Origin of the sequence: Bacillus cereus group sp. BfR-BA-01379 (assembly GCF_022663605.1) — a bacterium.
GTDB classification, from domain to species: Bacteria; Bacillota; Bacilli; order Bacillales; family Bacillaceae_G; genus Bacillus_A; species Bacillus_A mobilis.
In genome coordinates, this window is the sequence record NZ_JAKUFT010000042.1 from 1 (window position 1) to 20,657 (window position 20,657).

Below are 20,657 nucleotides of genomic sequence, written 5' to 3' on the forward strand. Positions count from 1 at the left end.
TTCCATTATTTTTTCTTGTATATTTTAATTGAGGTGATTGCATTGAACGGCTTTGAAAAAGTGAAAGAAAAGAAAAAACGTGCCATTAAAGAGGCCGCCTTCTTATTATTTTCAGAACGTGGATTTAATGAAGTGAAAATAGAACATATTGCAAAAAAAGCAAACGTTTCTCAAGTTACCATTTATAATCATTTCGGAAGTAAAGATGCGCTATTTCGAGAGCTTATACAAGAGTTTATTATATCTGAATTTCAATATTATAAAGATCTTGCAGCGGAAAAACTACCTTTTCATGATATGATGCAAAAAATGATTGTAAGAAAAATGAATACTGGTGGGTTATTTCAGCCAGATATGTTACTACAAATGATGCAAAGAGATGAAGAGCTCCGAGAGTTTATTTATAGTTATCAAAACGAAAAAATCCTACCTTGGTATTTAGAAATATTAGAACAAGCACAGCAAAAAAATGAAATTAATCCTCACCTTACTAAAGAAATGATGTTGCTATACATTCAAATGTTCACTAAATTAGGTGATGATTTTGGAGCACAGCTTCTTGAAGGGGATCGCGAAAAACATATACAAGATATCGTTACGATGTTCTTTTATGGACTGTCCATCCCAGAAAAATAATGTTTCTAAAGAACAAATAACATCACAAAAAAGCCCTTTAGCTATTTAAATCTCAAGGGCTTTTTCATGTCAAAAAATGATTCAAACTAACTTTATCTTAAAGAAGTTAAATGCTGCTTTATAGATAATACCTTATTATAGATTAGCTCCTTTAGCATGACAGGCTGAATGGAGATAATCGTTTCTCCGAAATTCAGAAAATAGTTCGATATAAAATCAACTTCTTGTTTATTAAAATAGCCTGTTATCATGTAATTTTCATTTTCTTTTTGTATCTTCATGGAAGGATAATTCTCTTTATCAAAAATGTCTTTTCCTTTTTGATTAACAATGACACTAAAATCAGTTGCATCAGGCTTTCTATGAAAAGTAGTAAGATAACTTAACAATTCTTCAAGAGTTTTTGAATTCGTATTATTTGTTTCCTCAATAGAAAGAATTTTATCACATCTAATGATTTGAACATGATTTGTCTCAAAATTAAAGATTTTAGCATACCACTGGCCAAATTTAGATTCGATTCGAATAAATTGAGCTACCATTACTTTCTCCACATCTTTTTTTAAATATGTTAAATGATAAACTCGCTCAGCAAAAATCCCCTGTAAAATTTCTTTTAAGAACGGACTAAAATTACTATGATTTGTTACTTCAAAAGAAAGTGTTCGTTCCATAATTGAAATATTTTTACTCACATTTTCAGGTAATACATGTTTAAATTTATTTTCAAGTGCAATACTTTCTATATTAAATGGTTTCGTCTTGTATCCATTTAGTGTAAGAATCGAAAAATATAACGCATACATTTCATCCACACTAAAATAAATTGGCGATAACACACTATTTTCTATAATTTTATAACTTCCATTTCTACCTAATTCAGAATATAATGGTACACCTATTTCTTCCAATGATTGAATATCTCGTAAAGCTGTACTTTTAGAAATAGCATATCTAACCATTAAATCCTTTAAATTAAAATGCCTTTTATTATTTAAGAAAATAAGCATATCATTAATTCGTTCCGTTTTTTTCATATTTCCCTCCCGAAAGGTGTCATGTATTGAAACCTTTTTAGTCTATATTATAATTATTAACTAATAAAGGAGTTGTATATGTATGACATTAGAAATAGCTATTTTTCTTTCAATGAATGGGCATGCAAAAGAGGCAATTAATTTTTATACACGCAATTTAGAAGCTAAGCAGTTAATGATTGTTACGTATGAAGAACTGGCGAAAAGAGATCGTTCTTTTAAAATAACAAGTGAAAATAAGGATCATATTGCTCACTCTGTTTTACAAATTGGGAATACAAAGCTAATGATAGCAGAAGATACAATGAATCCTACTGAACGTTATAACGTTGGAAATAATATGTCACTTTGCATTCAAAGCGCTAATTTAGAAGAAATACAAAGATTTTATAATAATTTAATTTCCGATAAGAACGTGAAGGTAATCTCTCCACTAGAAAAAAATATCTTTAGTGAAGCGTATGGTATTATTGAAGATCCATACGGCATACAAATCCAGTTAATGTATGACAAACGATTAGGCTAAATAATTTTCCCTATTCACATATTCTCAATAAAAAAAGACACGAAATTCGTGTCTTTTTTTATTTTACAGTGATAACTCTACCTGTTTCACTACTTTCAATCGCTAATTGAATAAGCCTGATAACTTCTAAGCCTTCTTGTGCTGTTACAGGTGGTTTCTCGCCATTTACAATACTATCTCTTACACCTTTATAATACATGTCATAGCAGCCAACTTCTGTCGGAATACGCTCTAGCTTTTCTTCAGCATCTAAAGTAGCAAAGTTCTCTTCAGCGTCTACTCCATAACTGTTATCGCCTGGCTTCATTCCATTTTTTAATTGTTCCTCCTGTGAATCCATACCGTATTTCACGATAGAACCTTTGTCTCCATGCAGTGTAAAGTGTGGACCTGCTTGCTTAACATAACTGCTACTATGTAAAGTGACACGTTTCACACCGTAATGAAGTATAACATGGAAGTAATCATCAATTTCTGCACCTGGTCGTTGTTTGATTACATCTGCACTTATCGCATCTGGTTTCCCAAATAATGATAATGCTTGGTCAATTAAATGCGAGCCTAAATCATATAATATTCCTGATCCTGGTAAGTTTTTTTCTCTCCAGCGATCACGCACATTCGGACGAAAACGATCGAAATGCGCTTCATATGCGTATAAATTCCCTATTCTATTTTCTTCTAACAATTTCTTTATCGTTAAGAAATCATTATCAAAACGACGATTATGATATACACTTAATACCACATTATATTGCTCTGCTAACGAAATAAGCTCTTTCCCTTCTTCAATTGAAACAACAAATGGTTTCTCCACAACTACATGCTTACCATGTAAAATTGCTTCTTTTACATATGGAAAATGAGTTGTATTCGGTGAAGTAATGACCACTAAGTCAATATCAGCTCGCTTCACCAATTCATCAATTGTACTAACAACTTTAGCATTCGGTAATGTTTCTTTTACTACTTCTTCTTTTGAAGATAATACGGCACGAATATCGTATTCTTCTATCGTTTGTAATAATGGGATGTGAAATGTTGTACTAGAAAAACCAAATCCTACAATCCCTACACCTATTTTTTTCATATTGCCCCTCCATCTGTCCGGCTTCAACTAATAATCAGTCGGGATAAAGAAAACACTCACTGATTAAAGTTTCACTTTATGAGAACGATTTCATTCAATTATTATAACAAGATTATTGTTATGGACATAATAATTTGCCTAGAAAAAAGCATCTTGCCATTATTCATAGCAAGATGCTTTTTTTAATTCGGTCGTTTTTTCGTCCACGTTTCAATAACTTCACCAGTATCATTAACATCTAGTACTAAACTACCGTTACTATACCGGTCTTTATTTCGATACGCTTTCGGATCAATTTCTTCTACGATGTGCTTCTCTGTCTTCATGTAAACTAGTTCATCGTCTCGAACAATTTCAATACCGACAATACGGTATGGATTACGTTTTAACTCTTTGAAAATAACAAGACCTCGCTTCGCCCTCGTTGATTTTTCAATTTCTGATGCTTTTAGACGTTTTACAGCACCCCGCTGCGTTACGAGAATAAGTTGATCTTTTTCACCATTTAACGGTTTACCAGAAGCGACATAATCATCTTCTTTTAAATTAATGGCTTTCACACCAGCAGCCCTTACACCAACTGGACTTACTTCATCTTCATGGAAAATAAGTGCATATGCACCATAGGTTGCAAGAACGATATCACTCGTTCCATCTGTTGCAAATATATCTACTACTTCATCATCTTTTTTCAAGTTTACAGCAACAAACGCCCTTGAATAACGCTGTACTTTATATTGGTTTAATTCTGTTTTCTTAATCATGCCATTCTTTGTTACAAATACGATAAATCGTTTTTCTTCTTCAAAATTCGGTACGACGGTCGCCCAGATAATCATTTCATCTCGCTCGAGTGAAACGAGATTCGCAACGTGTTGACCTAAATCTTTCCAACGGATTTCTGGCATTTCATATACTGGCAGATATATATAGTTTCCTTTATTCGTAAATAAGAGGACTGTCTCTGTCGTATTCGTATCGAATCGCTCCAGTAAGATGTCACCCTCTTTCATACCGAAGTCTTTCCCGTTCGATGCATTATGTGAACGCCAACCTGTTCGTTTCACATATCCTTCTTTCGTTACAGTAACGATGACATCTTCCTGCGGAATCATCACTTCCACATCGATTTTAATTTCCTCAATTTGGTCTTCAATAATAGCACGGCGATCATCACTATATGTTTTCTTTACTCTCTTCAAATCTGTTTTAATAACTTGAAGAAGTCTTTTTTCACTTTGTAAAATCGACTGTAATTCTGCAATTTTTGCACTTAATTCATCCGCTTCTTTTTCTAGTGCTGTAATATCTGTATTTGTTAAACGATATAATTGCAACGAAACGATTGCTTCTGATTGTGCTTCTGTAAAGCCGAATTTAGCACTTAAGTTATCTTTCGCATTACGCTTATCTTTAGAAGCTCTAATCGTTTCAATTACTTGATCTAAAATTGATAATGCTTTCATTAAACCTTCAACAATATGCTGACGATTTTCTGCTTTTCGTAATTCATACTGAGAGCGCTTTGTTACAACTTCTTTTTGGTGTCCAATATATGCATCCAAAATTTTTGGTAATGTCATAAGTGTAGGACGACGATTATTTATCGCAACCATATTGAAGTTATATGGAATTTGTAAATCTGTATTTTTATATAAATAATTTAAAATACCTTCAGCATTTACTTCTTTTTTCAACTCTACAACAATACGAAGACCAGTACGGTCAGTCTCATCACGCACTTCAGCAATTCCATCTAGCTTTTTATCTAGACGTAATTCATCCATTTTTTTAACAAGGTTCGCTTTATTTACTTCATACGGAATTTCTGTAATAACGATTTGTTGCTTACCACCGCGAATTGTTTCAACTTCCGCTTTTCCGCGAATAATAATTTTACCTTTTCCTGTTTCATACGCTTTTTTAATACCATCAATCCCTTGAATAATACCACCTGTCGGGAAATCTGGGCCTTTCATAACTGTTAATAAATCATCAACCGTACTATTCGGCTTATCAATACGCATCATCGTCGCATCAATTACTTCTCCAAGGTGATGCGGAGGAATTTCTGTTGCATAACCAGCTGAAATTCCTGTCGATCCGTTCACTAATAGGTTTGGGAACATTGCCGGTAATACAACTGGTTCTTCACTCGTATCATCAAAGTTTGACACAAATTCTACTGTTTCTTTATCAAGATCACGTAATAACTCAGATGCGATTGGTGATAAACGGGCCTCTGTATAACGCATTGCCGCTGCTGGATCGCCATCCACACTACCATTATTACCATGCATTTCAACTAAAACATTACGTACTTTCCAAGTTTGACTTAAACGTACCATCGCCTCATATACAGAGGAATCACCGTGTGGATGGTAGTTACCAATAACGTTACCGACTGTTTTAGCTGATTTACGAAATGCTTTATCATGTACATTTCCTTCTACATACATAGAATATAAAATACGTCTTTGTACAGGTTTTAGACCGTCACGCGCATCTGGAAGCGCGCGGTCTTGAATAATATATTTACTATAACGTGCAAAGCGGTCACCTAACACGTCTTCAAGCGGGAGGTCATGAAACTTCTCTGCCTGCATGTTATTCCACCTCCGTCTCCATAATCATTTCATTTTCTAAAATATTTCCTTCTTCTTGCATACCAAATTGTACATTTCGTTCGATCCATTTACGACGAGGTTCTACTTTATCACCCATCAATGTCGTAACTCGGCGCTCCGCTCTTGATGCATCATCAATTTTCACACGAATCAACGTACGTGTTTCAGGATTCATAGTTGTCTCCCATAATTGATCGGCATTCATTTCACCAAGTCCTTTATAACGCTGCAACATGTAGCCTTTACCGACCTTTTTTGTTACACCATCTAATTCTTCATCAGACCATGCATACTCAATTACTTCACTTTTCCCTTTTCCTTTACTTACTTTGTATAAAGGAGGAAGTGCAATAAATACTTTGCCAGCTTCGATAAGTGGTTTCATATATCTGTAGAAGAACGTTAGTAACAATACTTGAATGTGCGCACCATCTGTATCGGCATCGGTCATAATTACGACTTTATCGTAGTTAATATCTTCAACAGCGAATTCATTCCCTACACCACCGCCAATAGCGTAAATGATTGTATTAATCTCTTCATTTTTAAAGATATCAGCAAGTTTTGCTTTTTCTGTATTGATTACTTTACCACGTAATGGTAATACCGCTTGGAAACGTCGGTCTCGGCCTTGTTTCGCTGAACCACCGGCAGAGTCACCCTCCACTAGGTACAGTTCATTTTTTTGCGGGTTACGTGATTGTGCAGGTGTTAACTTACCACTTAATGTACCTTCTGATTTCTTTTTCTTTTTACCAGTACGTGCTTCTTCTCTCGCTTTGCGAGCAGCCTCACGTGCTTGCGCTGCTTTAACTGCCTTTCTCACAAGAAGTGTAGCAACATCCGGGTTTTCTTCTAAAAAGTAAGCTAAATGCTCTGATACAATGGCATCAATTGAAGAACGAGCTTCACTTGTACCTAGTTTTCCCTTCGTTTGTCCTTCAAACTGAAGTACTTCTTCTGGTACACGTACAGAAACGATAGCCGCTACACCTTCACGAATATCTGTACCTTCTAAGTTTTTATCTTTTTCTTTTAATAGTGAAACTTTACGAGCATACTCATTGAACACACGAGTCATTGCTGTCTTAAACCCAGCTTCGTGTGTTCCACCATCTTTTGTACGTACATTATTTACAAAAGAAAGAATATTTTCTGAGTAGCCATCGTTAAACTGGAATGCTAACTCTGCTTCAATTCCGTTTTGTTCACCAGTAAAATATACTACCGGATGAATTGAATCTTTCTCTTCGTTTAAGTATGAAACGAAAGCTTCGATTCCCGTTTCATAATGAAAGACATCTTCTAAATCATTTCGCTCATCTTTTATTGAGATTTTCATCCCTTTTAATAAGAATGCAGATTCACGTAATCTCTCACAAAGTGTTTCATAATTGTAATTTGTTGTACTGAAAATCGTTGTATCTGGTTTAAAATGCATTGTCGTACCAGACTCTTTCGTCTTCCCGATTTTCTCAAGCGTCGTTGCAGGAACACCGCCATTTTCAAAGCGTTGTTCATAAATATTTCCGTCACGTTTAATCGTTACTACTAACCATTCTGACAAGGCATTTACAACTGATGCCCCAACACCGTGTAAACCACCACTCGTTTTGTAACCACCTTGACCAAACTTACCACCAGCATGAAGTACAGTTAAAATAACTTCAGGTGTAGGTTTCCCAAGTTTATGCATTCCCGTAGGCATTCCTCGCCCTTTATCTATAACGCTAATACTATTATCTTTATGTATTACGACAGAAATTTCGTCGCCAAATCCCGCTAACGCTTCGTCAACGGAGTTATCTACTATTTCATATACTAAATGATGCAATCCACGGCTATCCGTACTCCCGATATACATACCCGGGCGTTTTCGAACGGCTTCAAGTCCTTCTAGCACTTGAATTGCATCTTCATTATATTGGAACTGATGCTTCGCCAAACTCCTTGCCCCTTTCCTAATCAAATCAGAACATATGTTTCTATTATAGAATAACGCCTCGACTATAGTTTTGGCAAGTTATCTTATCTCTTTTATATACCATTTTCAATAGAAAAATCCTTGTTTTTTTCACAAGGATTCCTCTAGGCTACTATTTCAGAAAAATAATCGTTTGTCAACGAGAAATGGATATGTATGCCAAGATTACACATTCCAAACCTTTATCATGATCCAAATGATCAATATCCAAAATGGGATAACGAGTAATAATCCCCAAAAACAGCCTTTAAAAAATCTCATGATGAACACCTCGTTCATCGGCCCTACTTTCCTATAATGAGGGCTGAATCAATCTTTCTACTTTAAATTTATACTATTTTGTCATCGCATGTTCTACTTTAATACAACGATCCATTATTACAGTATAGCCTTTTTCTTTTAACAGTTTATATGTATCTTCATCTTGTACTCCTAATTGTGCCCAAAAAACGTCTGCATCAATCTCTACAAACTCTTTCGCAACATCCATTAAAAATTCTGAACGGCGGAATACATTTACAATGTCAATATGTTCCTTAATATCCTTTAGCGAAGAAACGGCTTTTTCTCCAAGCACCTCATCTACTGTTGGGTTCACTGGAATAATGCGATACCCAGCATCTTGCATTGCTTTTGAAACCATATACGATGTACGTTCTGGCTTATCCGATAATCCAACAACTGCAATCGTTTTGCTTTTCTTTAATACTTCACCAATTTCCGTACGAGTTGGGTTTTCAATTGTCATAATTTATCCCTCCTATTCCTTTAGTATAGCCGATAAAGAAAGTCTCTTTCAATATGAAAGAGACTTTCTTTTATTTCAATTATTGATTCTTTGTAGCTGAATTATCTGCTAAAGTAGCTGTTTTCGTCATTTTTTGACCATTACGATAGAATGTAACTTCTACTTTTTCGCCTACTTTTTTCTTTTCATATAAATATTTACGGAATTGAAGTGAATTTTCTACTTTTTGATTATCTAATGCTACTACAATATCATATTGCTCTAAACCAGCTTTTTCTGCAGGTGATATTGGGTAAATTTTACCTAATACAACGCCGTTTGTTACTTCTTTTGGTACTTTCAATTGGTTTACTGCATAAGCTTGCACATCTTCTAATGAAACAACACCTACACCAAGAGCTGGACGTTTCACTACTCCTTCTTTTTCAAGTGATTCAATAACTGGTTTTGCGATATTAATTGGAATAGCAAATCCAATTCCTTCAACTTCTTGTTGTGCAATTTTACTTGAATTAATCCCAATTATTTCACCGTTTTGGTTAAATAACGCACCACCACTATTACCTGGGTTAATCGCTGCATCTGTTTGAATAACTTGCGCTTGCCAATCTGGTCGTTTATCCCCATCAATATCTACTGGAATTTCACGTTCTTTACTACTAATAATACCTTCCGTTACACTTCCATCAAATCCTAGTGGATTACCGATTGCAATTGCTTTTTCACCAGCACGGATTTTACTTGAATCACCTAAAGTGGCAACTTTATTTACGTTAGATCCGTCAATTTCTACAACAGCTAAATCTAACCAAGGGTCTTTCCCTACAAGCTTTGCATCTACCTGTTTACCATCACTTAGTTTTACAGCAAGTTTATTTGCACCATCTACTACGTGGTTATTTGTTACAATATATGCTTTATTTCCTGCTTTTTTATAAATAACACCTGATCCTGAACCAGCTTGTTGTTCTTGGCCTGTTGGTTGCATTGCAAATGGATCAATGCTTTGTTGCATATTAATAACACCTACAACAACATCTTTCGCGCCTTCAATCATACCAGGTAAATCAGTTTCATTTTTTGCTTTATTGACAACAGGAACTACAGTACCTTCAACTTTTGAATCCGAACTGAATGATGATACGGCCGCTCCATTATTTTGAGCCCATGGCATATATGGTGCTGCAAAACTAATTGTGACAGCTCCAACTACCGCTCCGACTAAACCTGTGAAAAAATAACCTTTTTTACCGCCTGATTTTCTCACTTCTCTCGTTTCACTATGCTCTTCATTTAAATTCGGTCCGTCGTAATATCCCATGTTTTATTTCCCCTCTCTGGTGAATTCGTACTTTCAGTATAGTCACAGTTTGTGTCCTTCTTGTGAACTCATCGTGAAATCCAATTAAAAAAATACTCTTATCTATCATTGTAGACAAGAAAAGTATTTTTTGTACATTCCACCTACAAAAGAGAGTATAAATTTGCTATATCCCAAAGCCAAAGTACATAGTAATTTCAAGGTTATTCTTCAAATTTGTAACCCACTCGAATAACAGTACCGATATGCTTCGCCTTATCTCCTAGTTTATTTCGTAGTTTTTTAATATGAGTATCTACCGTTCGGTCATCACCGTAGTAGTCATATCCCCATAACTGATCTAATAAATGTTGACGTGACAACACAATTCCTTTGTTCTCCATTAAATAAACAAGAAGTTCAAATTCCTTATGTGTCAATATAATTTCTTCTCCATCTACTAACACCGTTCTAGATAGGCGATTTACTTCTATTCCAGCTAAAGACATAGTATTTTCTTCTGCTACTCCTACCACGCCATCCGCACGTTTCAATAACGTCTTCGCGCGAGCTACTAACACTTTCGGGCTGAAAGGTTTCGTTACGTACTCATCTGCACCTAATTCGAACCCTAGTAATGTATCATCCTCATCTGAACGTGCTGTTAACATAATGATAGGTACTGCTGATTCTTTTCTAATTCGTCTACAAACAGACCAGCCATCTATTTCTGGTAACATAATATCTAACATAATTAAATCAATTTCATGCTCTGCAAATAATTCTAACGCTATTTTTCCGTCTTCTGCTTCGATTACTTCAAAGCCTTCATTACGAAAATAATCACTAACGATTTCACGTAATCTTCTTTCATCTTCAACAAGTAATACTGTTTTATTCATATCATCTATCCCGCCTTTTTACTCTTTCAATCGAATAATACGTTGATTGGAGCTTCCGCGAAATGGAAGTGTTAAATCTTTTTTCTCGATTTCAAATCTTCCATCGACTAAAACATCCCCATAATGTAACAACTCTATCATATCATTATTTTGAGAACTCTGTATCTCTTCTAACGTATAACCTGTATACATCCATAGATTTTTTTTCAAATCTTTCACTGCTTGTGCTACTTTCTTCACCTCAGTAGCTTGGAAAAATGGATCTCCACCTGAAAATGTTACATCAGTTAATGGATTACTTGCAATCTCTTTCACAATTTCTTCTACTGTCATTTCAGTTCCATTACAAATATTCCACGATTTCGGATTATGGCAACCGAAACAACGATGCGGACAGCCCGCAAAAAACACGACTGTCCGCAACCCTTCTCCATCTACTACACTATCATGAATGATGTTCATCACTTTCATTTATGCTTCACCCGATCCATCTCTTCACTGCGTTTGGCACTATTCCACTTCGACATATCTCCTACAAGATAGCCTGTAATACGGCGAATCCTTTCTATATTAGCCTCGTCTCCATTTCCACAGCTTGGGCATTCATTACCAATAACCCCGTGGTAACTACAGCACTTACAACGGTCAACAGGATGATTAATTGAACCGTATCCAACGCCATGATCTGCCATCGCTCGCACAATTTGTTTTAACGCCTGTTTGTTATGCATAGCTGCTCCGTCTAGCTCAATATACGTAATATGTCCCCCGTTACATAAGGCATGGAAAGGTCCTTCTAAACGAATTTTATTTATCGCTTGAATGTTATAATAAACTGGGATATGGAATGAATTCGTATAGTAATTATGATTCGTTATGCCGCTAACCACACCAAATTCTTCTCTATCTTTTTTCACAAACTTCCCTGATAACCCTTCTGCAGGAGTTGCAATTACTGAGAAATTCAGTTCATGTTCTTCCGTCGCTTTATCCATTCTATCTCTCATAAAGGAAATGATTTCATACCCGAGTTTCCATGATTCTTCATCTTCTCCATGATGCTTTCCTGTTAAAGCTACTAAGCACTCCGCAAGACCGATAAAACCAAGACTTAACGTCCCTTGCTTTAAAATAGATGCTACAGAATCTTCAGGCTGTAACTTTTCTCCACCGCGCCATACACCTTGTGAATATAAAAATCTAAAATCTCTTGCTCGCTTCGTACATTGATACTCAAATCTCTCTAATAATTGCTTAATTCCTAAATCTAAGTAATAATTTAACGCTTCAAAAAACGCTTCTTTTGAACCACTAATTAACGCTAATTTCACTAAATTGATAGACGTAAATGATAAATTGCCTCTTCCAATCGCTGTTTCTTCTCCATGTATGTTAGACATAACACGGGTACGACATCCCATGTAACATACTTCACTTTCTGGTCTTCCGTCATAATGTACTGCATTAAATGGCGCATCTAAAAATGAAAAGTTAGGGAATAATCGTTCAGCCGTTGTCTCTAACGCTAATTCAAATAAATCATAGTTCGGATCACACTCTTCAAAGTTCACACCTTTTTTCATTTTAAAAATTTGAATAGGAAAAATTGGTGTTTCTCCTTTACCAAGACCGGCTTGTGTCGCTTTTAAAAGCTGTCTAACTAATAACCGCCCCTCTTTTGATGTGTCTGTTCCATAATTGATAGAAATAAACGGTACTTGTCCCCCGCCTCTACTGTGCATACTATTTGAATTATGAATGAAAGCTTCACACGCCTGATACGTATCATTTTCTGTTTCTTTCCATGCAAATTCTTCTATTTGTTCTTTCGTAAGCGGGTACGCCTGTAATCGTTTCTTATGTCTCGCTACTGTTTTTCTCACATAAGGAGCTAAATCAATATCAAAGAGTGCAAACGATTGACCACCATGCTGCATATTTTGATTCGCCTGAAAAATAATAGACGAAAGAGCCAATGCACTTTTAATGTCTTGCGGTTGTCTCATATGTCCATGTCCGGTATGAAAACCATTCACAAGCATTTGCGCTAACGGAATTTGCGAACAAGTCGTCGTTCCTGTCGCATAAAAATCTAAGTCATGTGGATATAATATATTTTGATTTATTGCTTTTTTCACTTGATCTGACAATAAATTTTCAACTGCATAATATTTCGCACTCTCTGATGCGAACGTTCCCATTACTCCCATCGGAGAACGGCCATCTACATTTGCATTTTCTTGCATTAAATCTTGCTCACTACCGTGGACAATCGTCTCAAACACTCTCATTAATTCTTCTCCACGTACATTTCGTTGTAACATTTATAACCCTCCACCAATATGTTGTTGTCTTTTGATTAAAATGTTACTACATATAGTCTTGGTGTTTCTGTGAGAAATGTAACATTCCTGTGAAATTTTTTTCACGAAATAATGAATTTTTCATTTACAAAAAAGAAATGTGCTCTTTACAAATGTATGGTACAATATACGGGAAAAACTCTTTTTACCCTTTATCAACACATTTGAATAAAGGAGACTGAACTTATGGTTACTACATATCTTTTATTTATCGTTGCCTACTTACTTGGCTCGATTCCATTCGCACTAGTCGTTGGAAAAATCGGCTACGGAATCGATATTCGAGAGCACGGAAGCGGTAATCTAGGCGGAACAAATACATTCCGCACACTAGGGAAAAAAGCAGGTTTTATCGTTACAATTGCTGACATTTTAAAAGGTACATTAGCAACAAGCCTACCGATTATTTTCGGATTAGATGTTCACCCACTATGGTTCGGATTAGCAGCTGTTCTTGGACATGTGTATCCGATTTTCGCAAAATTCCGTGGTGGTAAAGCTGTTGCAACTTCTGCTGGCGTACTATTATGCTACTCACCAGTTGTTTTTGCAATATTAGCTGTTGTCTTTTTCAGCCTTTTATTTACAACAAGATACGTATCACTTTCTTCTATGGTAACAGCCGTCGTTGCTGTTATTGCATCCATTGTTAGCGGGGATAAAATCTTCATTATTGCGATGTGTTTATTAGCAGGTATGGTTATTTATAAACACCGTGCAAATATCGGACGAATTATAAATAAAACTGAACCGAAAGCAAACTTTTCAAAAAAGCAAAAATAAGATCGTAACCCACATAACGCAAAAAGAAAACGTGAAGCATATTAATAGCGTCTTTTTGCGTTATTTTTTATACTAAAGAAAAAGCAACATAATTTGGAGGAACTATACATGAATCTTTCCGTAACAAAAGAAGCAGCACAATGGTATAAAAGCGAATTAAACTTACAATCGGGTGAAACACTACGCCTTTTCGTACAATACGGCGGTTGCAGTACTGTGCAAAAAGGACTTTCTTTAGGTATTCGTAAAGATGATCCTGCACATCCTGCTGTTCAAACTCAAGAAGAAGGTATTAACTTCTTTATTGAAGGCGATGATGAGTGGTTCTTCGATGGACATAATTTATCTGTTACATTTAACGACGGTGATGATTTCCCGCAATTTAATTATGAAAAATAAAAAAAGCGTGGCAGAAGCCACACTTTTTTTATTTTTTCTTAATTTCCTCATATTTCGCATACCACTCAGGATATAACTTTTTAAATGATACGGGCCTGAACCCTTCTTTTTTCGCACAAATATTCGTCGTAGTTGCAGTAATACAAAGGTCTCCATCACCGTTATATATTTCATAACCATATACAACACGAAGCGGACTCACAGTGTCCACCCACGTTTTCACAATTGCTTTTTCACCGTAGCGCATCGCTTTACGATATGAAATTTGCAAGTCTAACACAGGAGAAATGATCCCCTCTTTCTCCATTTCAACATATGAAAATCCTAAATCTTGTATAAGTTTCGTGCGACCTAATTCCAGCCACACTAAATAGTTTGAATGGTAAACAACACCCATTTGATCTGTTTCCGCATAACGGATTTCAACTTCATGTTCTGCTACAAACATTTCTATTCGCCTTCTTTCACTTCTGCTACCTTGCATACATTTAATCATAATACAGCGGAATCAAAAATAAAATAAAAACAGTGAATCTTTTACCGAAAGGAGCAAGCATATGATTCAAATTGTAACTGTTCGTAGCGGTGATAGCGTATATAGCTTGGCATCAAAATATGGATCAACACCTGATGAAATAGTAAAAGACAATGGATTAAATCCATCTGAAACACTCGTCGTTGGTCAGGCACTAATCGTAAATACGAAAGGAAATAATTATTATGTACAGCCTGGCGATAGCCTCTATCGAATTTCTCAAACATATAACGTTCCTCTCGCTAGCTTAGCTAAAGTGAATAATTTATCTTTAAAATCCATTCTCCATGTCGGACAGCAATTATATATACCGAAAGGGACAAAACGAGCAGTAGAATCCATCGCTTATTTACAACCTTCAACTATACCAATAAAAGAAAGTTTAGTTACTGCTACGCGTGCTATTAATCCATTTTTAACATACTTAGCTTATTTCAGTTTCGAGGCAAAAAGAGATGGTACGTTAAAAGAACCGACTGAAACAGCTAAAATCGCTAATATTGCAACGCAAGGCAAAACCATCCCTATGCTCGTTATTACAAATATTGAAAATGGAAATTTCAGTGCCGATCTGACATCAGTTATTTTACGGGACGCAACAATTCAAAACAAATTTATTACAAACATTTTGCGAACAGCTGAGAAGTACGGTATGCGAGACATTCATTTTGATTTCGAGAGCGTGGCACCTGAAGATCGCGAAGCGTATAATCGTTTTTTACGAAATGTGAAAACACGATTACCTAACGGATACACATTGAGTACAACGCTTGTACCGAAAACAAGTTCAAATCAAAAAGGGAAATTTTTCGAAGCTCACGATTATAAAGCACAAGGACAAATTGTTGACTTCGTCGTTATTATGACATACGACTGGGGTTGGCAAGGCGGACCACCGATGGCTATTTCTCCTATCGGTCCTGTAAAAGAAGTACTCCAATACGCAAAATCTCAAATGCCTCCCCAAAAAATTATGATGGGGCAAAATTTATACGGATTCGATTGGAAACTTCCGTTCAAACAAGGGAATCCACCAGCAAAAGCAGTTAGCTCTGTCGCAGCTGTTGCACTAGCTCGTAAATACAATGTTCCTATCCGCTATGATTTCACAGCTCAGGCTCCACATTTCAATTACTTTGACGAAAACGGCGTACAACATGAAGTTTGGTTTGAAGATTCGAGATCTATTCAAAGTAAATTCAACTTAATGAAAGAACAAGGCATTGGTGGTATTAGTTACTGGAAGATCGGTTTACCATTCCCGCAAAATTGGCGTTTACTCGTTGAAAATTTTACAATTACGAAAAAGGGCTGACAAAAGTCAGCCCTTTTTTACTATTAAAAATCCTTCACAAAAAAGAAGAATGACAACATTCTCCCTTTTTAACCGTTATCAACAATCGGTTGTTTACCTGTTTGATCTTGCATTTGCTTTCCTTTATTGCCACCAGCTTTTTTTGATTGTGTCCCAATATGATTCGGTGCAAAGTCTTTTGAATTCTTTTTCGGATTACCCATTACTATCGCCTCCTTAACACTAGTATCGTACTAGTGTTAAGAATTATTCAGCTTGCTTAAAAAGTTTCATTTCATAACGTTTTTCAATACGCTCTTCGATACGATCGATTGCATCACGATCGCTTAATAATTGTTGTTTATTTTCTTTCACAAGTTCGTCAAATGATTTACGGCGACTTCTTCTCATGCTGTTCACCCTCTCTCCTTCGCATTCTTACTATAAATAGTATGAGCAAATGAAAAACTCTTTAATCAGATTTGCAAGAAAATTTTATGTTTTAGTACTCCTAAAAAAACTCCGTGTACAATAAACCGTACACGGAGTTTTTTATACCATCATATTTAAATACTCTTTTAACTTTTCATCTGCATTCATTTCACTTTGTTTATACTCACTTAGCGCTTGCAGTACGAAATCATATTGTTCTAAAATATAACTTTCTAATTTCAGGACATCCTCTAAGCTATTAAGCATAATTCTCGTATTACCAACTTCACTTTTTAACGCCGGTTCACAATTTAAACTCGTACATATTTCTTTCACATCATCTTCTAATATCTCTGTTAATACGTATTTCTTTCGCCCTTTTACTTTTACTCTCATAACTGGATAAAAAGCTTTTATATCTAAATAGCTTCCTACATTCATACAACGAACCCATTCGATATCACGTTTATTTCGTACAAGTATCTTTTTTACTGCCTCATATACTGCTGTTTCATCAAGTACTTCCGTATCCGATTTCCTGTTTGTTTCTTTTTCAATAGATGCACATTTTTGATAAACAGCTGCACAAGTAATACAATCATCAAATGCATTATGAGAACTTAAACGAATGCCAAGCATTCGCTTTAACGTTTCAAGTTTATGATTAGGCGCGTGCTTCATATATTTCTTTGCTAAAAACACAGTATCAATCACTTTATTTTGAGGTTCCGGTAAACCAAGCATATTTACATTACTTTTCAAAAAACGCATATCAAACGATGCATTATGAGCGACAATTACATTTGTATGTAAAAATGCTAAAAATAAAGGTAATACTTCTTCAATCGTCGGTGCATCTGAAACACGATAATTTGTAATACCTGTTAAACTCGTTATTCGGTCCGGAATTGAACGCTCTGGATTCACATAGGAAACAAATTGATCTACTAGTTCATGATTACGATATTTCACCGCTGCGACTTGAATAATTTTATCATTATAAGGGTTAAATCCTGTTGTTTCAAAATCAATTACAACATAATCTAACGGTAAGGATATATTCCCCACTCCAAACACTCCTTTACCTCTAAACGTTTATATTTCCTTTATCATAACATGCTGCTATCACTACATGAAAAAGAAAAGGTAGAAATGGTAACTTTCCACCTCTACCTTTTCGCCGTTATTTTAATTTAGCAATCCGTTTCTCCATCTCTTTTTGCGTCATCGGTCCAATAAACTTATCTTGAATGACACCTTTCGTATCTATAAAATACGAAGTTGGGATCGTAATTACTTTATACGCTGTTGTCACATCAATGTTCTTGTCCAATAAAATAGGAAAAGTAATTCCTTTTTCCTTAGCAAAATTACTTACCTTTTCTACTCCCCCACCTTTTTCTGAAGGCGTATAATTTATTGCTAAAATTTCTACGTTTTCTTTATGTTCTTTATAGAAAGCCTCCATATCAGGCATTTCTTGCTGACACGGTCCACACCACGTTGCCCAAAAGTTTACAATCACTTTCTTTCCTTTTAAATCTGATAACTTTACATTCGTTCCATCTAACTTTGTTAATTCAAAATCTGGTGCACTCTTCCCTATTTCAATACCATTACTTGCAATCATCTCTTTCATAGCAGCTTCACTTTTTTCTTGCTTCCCTTGTACCACCTGATCGTTTTTACCAAACTGTTCATAAGCTGCATATCCGGCTAAACAAAGTAACACTACAATAATCGTAAACTTCCGCCACATTTTATATCACCCTAACGTGTTTGTCTTCTTATAACTTAATCAACAAAATACTATATACCTTATTTTAGCTTATACGGACGAGCTTGGAAATATTCACAGTCGAAATAATTAGAATATTCTCATTTAAAGTGAAATTTTTTCCTTTTTATCATATAATTAGAAAAACAGATGAAGTGTTGCTTATCTTCTTATGGACCCATTCACCTTTTTACTCTCGTAGTTATAAATCTACAACAAAAGGGGGATTGTTTATGAATTCATTCGAAAAAACAACATTATATATTCTTAGTTTTCTTTTATACCCAGTCGGTATTATTGCCTGGATCATTTCACTCTTTAGTAAAGATCTTGAAAAAAAGAAAGTAGGGCGTATTTGTCTCTACGTCTCTCTAGTCTCATTCGTCCTTTTCTTAATTCTTGGAATTGCCACTTTCCTTATGACTGCTACCTTTAACGTTGATCTGAATCATTCAGAATCTATCGAGTATCAAATTAATGATGCTGAATAAGGATAAGAGCAGTGCTCTTATCCTTATTCACATTTCTTAAAAAATGAATGACTATATATTAATTTTTCAGGACTTCCACATGCAACAATACTGCCTTCTTTCATTATGACAACCCGATCTGCTAGTATCGCTTTCTCCACATCATGTGTTGCCACAATTCTCGTGACCTCTTTTCCTAGTCCTTCTATCATATCCCAAACAGTTTCTTGATTGCTCGGATCTAATCCCACAGTCGGTTCATCTAAAATAATAAGATTCGTCTTTGAAACAATGGCACGTAATAATGCAAGACGTTTCCTTTCTCCTCCCGAAAACTCTTCTCCACTTTTATGTAACACAGTTTGAACCCCTTCAGATATTCCCCTAATTATCGGCTTCACATTAACGAGTTCAATATTTTTTTCTAACTGTTTTTCTAGATACTCTTCCCCGAAATACATATTCTCTTTTACTGTCGTCCGAAAGAAACGAGGTTCTTGCCACACTGTAGTCATACGAGTCTCATTACCATAATAAACAATGCTACCGTTAGATGGTTTATACAAACCTGTCATTAATTTTAAAAGCGTTGTTTTTCCTGCACCACTTTCCCCCACAATAATAACGAGTTCACCAGGGTAAATTTGCAAATCAATATTATGAATTCTGCATTTCTCTTCATCACTCTCCTGAAATGAAACATTTGTTACCGTCATCCCCATCGCTCTTTCTACCTTACTATCTGCCACTCGTTTATCTAAAAAGGAAAAAACTCTATTTGCCGAAGCGACTGCAACTTGTGTCATCATTAATAAATCACCAACGTAACGAACTGGAAAAAAGAGCATTTCAATTGTGGCTAACACGGCAACAAGTGAACCAATTTCCATTTCTCCCTTCATTATTTTCTGCGCACCTATAATGAGAACAACGATATATGCTCCTGTTTCAATCACTGTCCCAACTACCCCAATAAAGTTTTGCATCATCGTCTTCTTTACTTCTGTTTTATAAGATTGTGCTGTTACTCCTTTAAATAAGCGAATGGCCCACTTTTCTTTTTGCAAACTACGTAAATCTTGTGCTCCTTTTACAAACTGTGACACCATCTCTACAACACTTGATTGATTGCTTTGAGCAACGCTTGCAATATTTCTTACCTTTTTCCCCATCACCATCGGAACCGTTGCACTTAAAAATAAAAACGGAGTTACCCACAATATAAACTTCATATCTATATGTTGTAGTGCTATGAACGCACCTATAAATTGCGCAATGGCGTGTATATATTCTATTAATATAGAACCATATAATCTGACCCAATTCGGAATATCAGACACAACTAACGTCTCTAACTCTCCTTGCTTAATCTTCTCACTCTCTTCAAACGGTAATAAGAAAAAATGGCGCAATACATCTATACGCTTCTTTCGCAATATTCGTTGACTTGCTTTAGAGCTTACATAATCAAATGAAAGATTGTTCACCCACATCAGCAAACGACTAACTGCAAACAAAGTAATGTAAAGATACACCTCCTTTAACTCCCGTTGAATAAGGTTATCTACAATTAATCCCATGAAAATTGGACGGGATAAGTTTAAAATAGCTGCAAAGAGTCCACTGCATACAGCTGCTATTACTAACATTTTTTCTTTCTGTAACGGTAACAATATTCTTTTATATTCTTTCATGACCTTTCCTCCATTTTTTTAAAGTAAAAAGAAAGGGATGAAACCAAATGGTTTCACCCC

The 20,657-nt window shown here is 35.5% G+C and carries 21 protein-coding genes; 6 read left to right on the forward strand and 15 right to left on the reverse strand.

Going from position 1 to position 20,657, the window contains the following annotated elements; all coding sequences use genetic code 11:
* Positions 1 to 15 precede the first annotated feature (15 nt).
* On the forward strand, positions 16 to 636 hold the full coding sequence (locus tag MR113_RS16500; protein ID WP_242255643.1) for a TetR/AcrR family transcriptional regulator: 621 nt from the start codon (positions 16 to 18) through the stop codon (positions 634 to 636).
* Positions 637 to 728: 92 nt separating this feature from the next.
* Here the strand turns inward: MR113_RS16500 and MR113_RS16505 are convergent, their stop codons facing one another.
* Entirely contained in the window at positions 729 to 1,673 is a 945-nt protein-coding gene (locus tag MR113_RS16505; RefSeq protein ID WP_242255579.1) for a helix-turn-helix transcriptional regulator, read from the reverse strand.
* An 82-nt stretch (positions 1,674 to 1,755) separates the two neighbouring features.
* Here MR113_RS16505 and MR113_RS16510 point away from each other — a divergent pair, with 82 nt between their 5' ends.
* The gene (locus tag MR113_RS16510) at positions 1,756 to 2,199 is read left to right on the forward strand and encodes a VOC family protein (protein WP_242255581.1); all 444 of its coding nucleotides are present in this window, start codon (positions 1,756 to 1,758) and stop codon (positions 2,197 to 2,199) included.
* 58 nt (positions 2,200 to 2,257) lie between these two features.
* On the opposite strand, the gene MR113_RS16515 is transcribed toward MR113_RS16510, so the two are convergent.
* The 8 genes from MR113_RS16515 to MR113_RS16550 all read right to left on the reverse strand — a co-directional run bounded on the left by MR113_RS16515 (position 2,258) and on the right by MR113_RS16550 (position 13,174).
* Positions 2,258 to 3,289: an oxidoreductase gene (locus MR113_RS16515; protein ID WP_242255583.1), complete on the reverse strand. Its 1,032-nt coding sequence runs from the start codon at positions 3,287 to 3,289 to the stop codon at positions 2,258 to 2,260.
* A gap of 182 nt (positions 3,290 to 3,471) precedes the next feature.
* Complete coding sequence (gene parC, locus MR113_RS16520) at positions 3,472 to 5,895, reverse strand: DNA topoisomerase IV subunit A (RefSeq protein WP_242255585.1); 2,424 nt, start codon at positions 5,893 to 5,895, stop codon at positions 3,472 to 3,474.
* Position 5,896: 1 nt separating this feature from the next.
* Positions 5,897 to 7,861 (reverse strand): DNA topoisomerase IV subunit B, encoded by a 1,965-nt coding sequence (parE, locus tag MR113_RS16525; protein WP_242255587.1) that lies wholly within the window; start codon positions 7,859 to 7,861, stop codon positions 5,897 to 5,899.
* A 373-nt stretch (positions 7,862 to 8,234) separates the two neighbouring features.
* On the reverse strand, positions 8,235 to 8,648 hold the full coding sequence (locus MR113_RS16530) for a CoA-binding protein (RefSeq protein ID WP_242255589.1): 414 nt from the start codon (positions 8,646 to 8,648) through the stop codon (positions 8,235 to 8,237).
* A gap of 79 nt (positions 8,649 to 8,727) precedes the next feature.
* Positions 8,728 to 9,969, reverse strand: a complete 1,242-nt coding sequence (locus MR113_RS16535) for a S1C family serine protease (RefSeq protein ID WP_242255591.1) — start codon at positions 9,967 to 9,969, stop codon at positions 8,728 to 8,730.
* A gap of 203 nt (positions 9,970 to 10,172) precedes the next feature.
* Positions 10,173 to 10,850 (reverse strand): response regulator transcription factor, encoded by a 678-nt coding sequence (locus tag MR113_RS16540; protein ID WP_001044678.1) that lies wholly within the window; start codon positions 10,848 to 10,850, stop codon positions 10,173 to 10,175.
* An 18-nt stretch (positions 10,851 to 10,868) separates the two neighbouring features.
* Positions 10,869 to 11,321, reverse strand: coding sequence for an anaerobic ribonucleoside-triphosphate reductase activating protein (gene nrdG / locus MR113_RS16545; protein WP_061679916.1), 453 nt, complete (start codon positions 11,319 to 11,321; stop codon positions 10,869 to 10,871).
* Positions 11,318 to 13,174, reverse strand: coding sequence for an anaerobic ribonucleoside triphosphate reductase (locus tag MR113_RS16550; protein ID WP_242255593.1), 1,857 nt, complete (start codon positions 13,172 to 13,174; stop codon positions 11,318 to 11,320). Before MR113_RS16550 ends, nrdG begins: the two co-directional genes overlap by 4 nt.
* 225 nt (positions 13,175 to 13,399) lie before the next feature.
* On the opposite strand from MR113_RS16550, the gene plsY reads away from it, so the two are divergent.
* Positions 13,400 to 13,996: a glycerol-3-phosphate 1-O-acyltransferase PlsY gene (plsY, locus tag MR113_RS16555; RefSeq protein WP_000258967.1), complete on the forward strand. Its 597-nt coding sequence runs from the start codon at positions 13,400 to 13,402 to the stop codon at positions 13,994 to 13,996.
* A 108-nt stretch (positions 13,997 to 14,104) separates the two neighbouring features.
* Entirely contained in the window at positions 14,105 to 14,395 is a 291-nt protein-coding gene (locus MR113_RS16560) for a HesB/YadR/YfhF family protein (protein ID WP_097819587.1), read from the forward strand.
* A gap of 28 nt (positions 14,396 to 14,423) precedes the next feature.
* Here MR113_RS16560 and MR113_RS16565 read toward each other — a convergent pair whose 3' ends face one another.
* A complete protein-coding gene (locus MR113_RS16565) occupies positions 14,424 to 14,843 on the reverse strand; it encodes an acyl-CoA thioesterase (RefSeq protein WP_000495809.1) in 420 nt (139 codons plus the stop codon).
* Positions 14,844 to 14,952: 109 nt separating this feature from the next.
* Here MR113_RS16565 and MR113_RS16570 point away from each other — a divergent pair, with 109 nt between their 5' ends.
* On the forward strand, positions 14,953 to 16,245 hold the full coding sequence (locus MR113_RS16570; RefSeq protein ID WP_097842929.1) for a glycoside hydrolase family 18 protein: 1,293 nt from the start codon (positions 14,953 to 14,955) through the stop codon (positions 16,243 to 16,245).
* Between the two features lie 68 nt (positions 16,246 to 16,313).
* Here MR113_RS16570 and sspN read toward each other — a convergent pair whose 3' ends face one another.
* The 4 genes from sspN to MR113_RS16590 form a co-directional block, all read right to left on the reverse strand.
* The gene (sspN, locus tag MR113_RS16575; protein ID WP_000527987.1) at positions 16,314 to 16,448 is read right to left on the reverse strand and encodes an acid-soluble spore protein SspN; all 135 of its coding nucleotides are present in this window, start codon (positions 16,446 to 16,448) and stop codon (positions 16,314 to 16,316) included.
* A 43-nt stretch (positions 16,449 to 16,491) separates the two neighbouring features.
* Entirely contained in the window at positions 16,492 to 16,635 is a 144-nt protein-coding gene (locus tag MR113_RS16580; protein ID WP_001254697.1) for an FbpB family small basic protein, read from the reverse strand.
* A gap of 141 nt (positions 16,636 to 16,776) precedes the next feature.
* The gene (locus MR113_RS16585) at positions 16,777 to 17,724 is read right to left on the reverse strand and encodes a 3'-5' exonuclease (protein ID WP_242255596.1); all 948 of its coding nucleotides are present in this window, start codon (positions 17,722 to 17,724) and stop codon (positions 16,777 to 16,779) included.
* A gap of 115 nt (positions 17,725 to 17,839) precedes the next feature.
* A complete protein-coding gene (locus MR113_RS16590) occupies positions 17,840 to 18,415 on the reverse strand; it encodes a TlpA family protein disulfide reductase (protein ID WP_242255598.1) in 576 nt (191 codons plus the stop codon).
* A gap of 251 nt (positions 18,416 to 18,666) precedes the next feature.
* On the opposite strand from MR113_RS16590, the gene MR113_RS16595 reads away from it, so the two are divergent.
* Positions 18,667 to 18,924, forward strand: a complete 258-nt coding sequence (locus tag MR113_RS16595; protein WP_242255600.1) for a hypothetical protein — start codon at positions 18,667 to 18,669, stop codon at positions 18,922 to 18,924.
* A 23-nt stretch (positions 18,925 to 18,947) separates the two neighbouring features.
* On the opposite strand, the gene MR113_RS16600 is transcribed toward MR113_RS16595, so the two are convergent.
* A complete protein-coding gene (locus tag MR113_RS16600; protein WP_242255602.1) occupies positions 18,948 to 20,597 on the reverse strand; it encodes an ABC transporter ATP-binding protein in 1,650 nt (549 codons plus the stop codon).
* Positions 20,598 to 20,657: the final 60 nt, after the last annotated feature.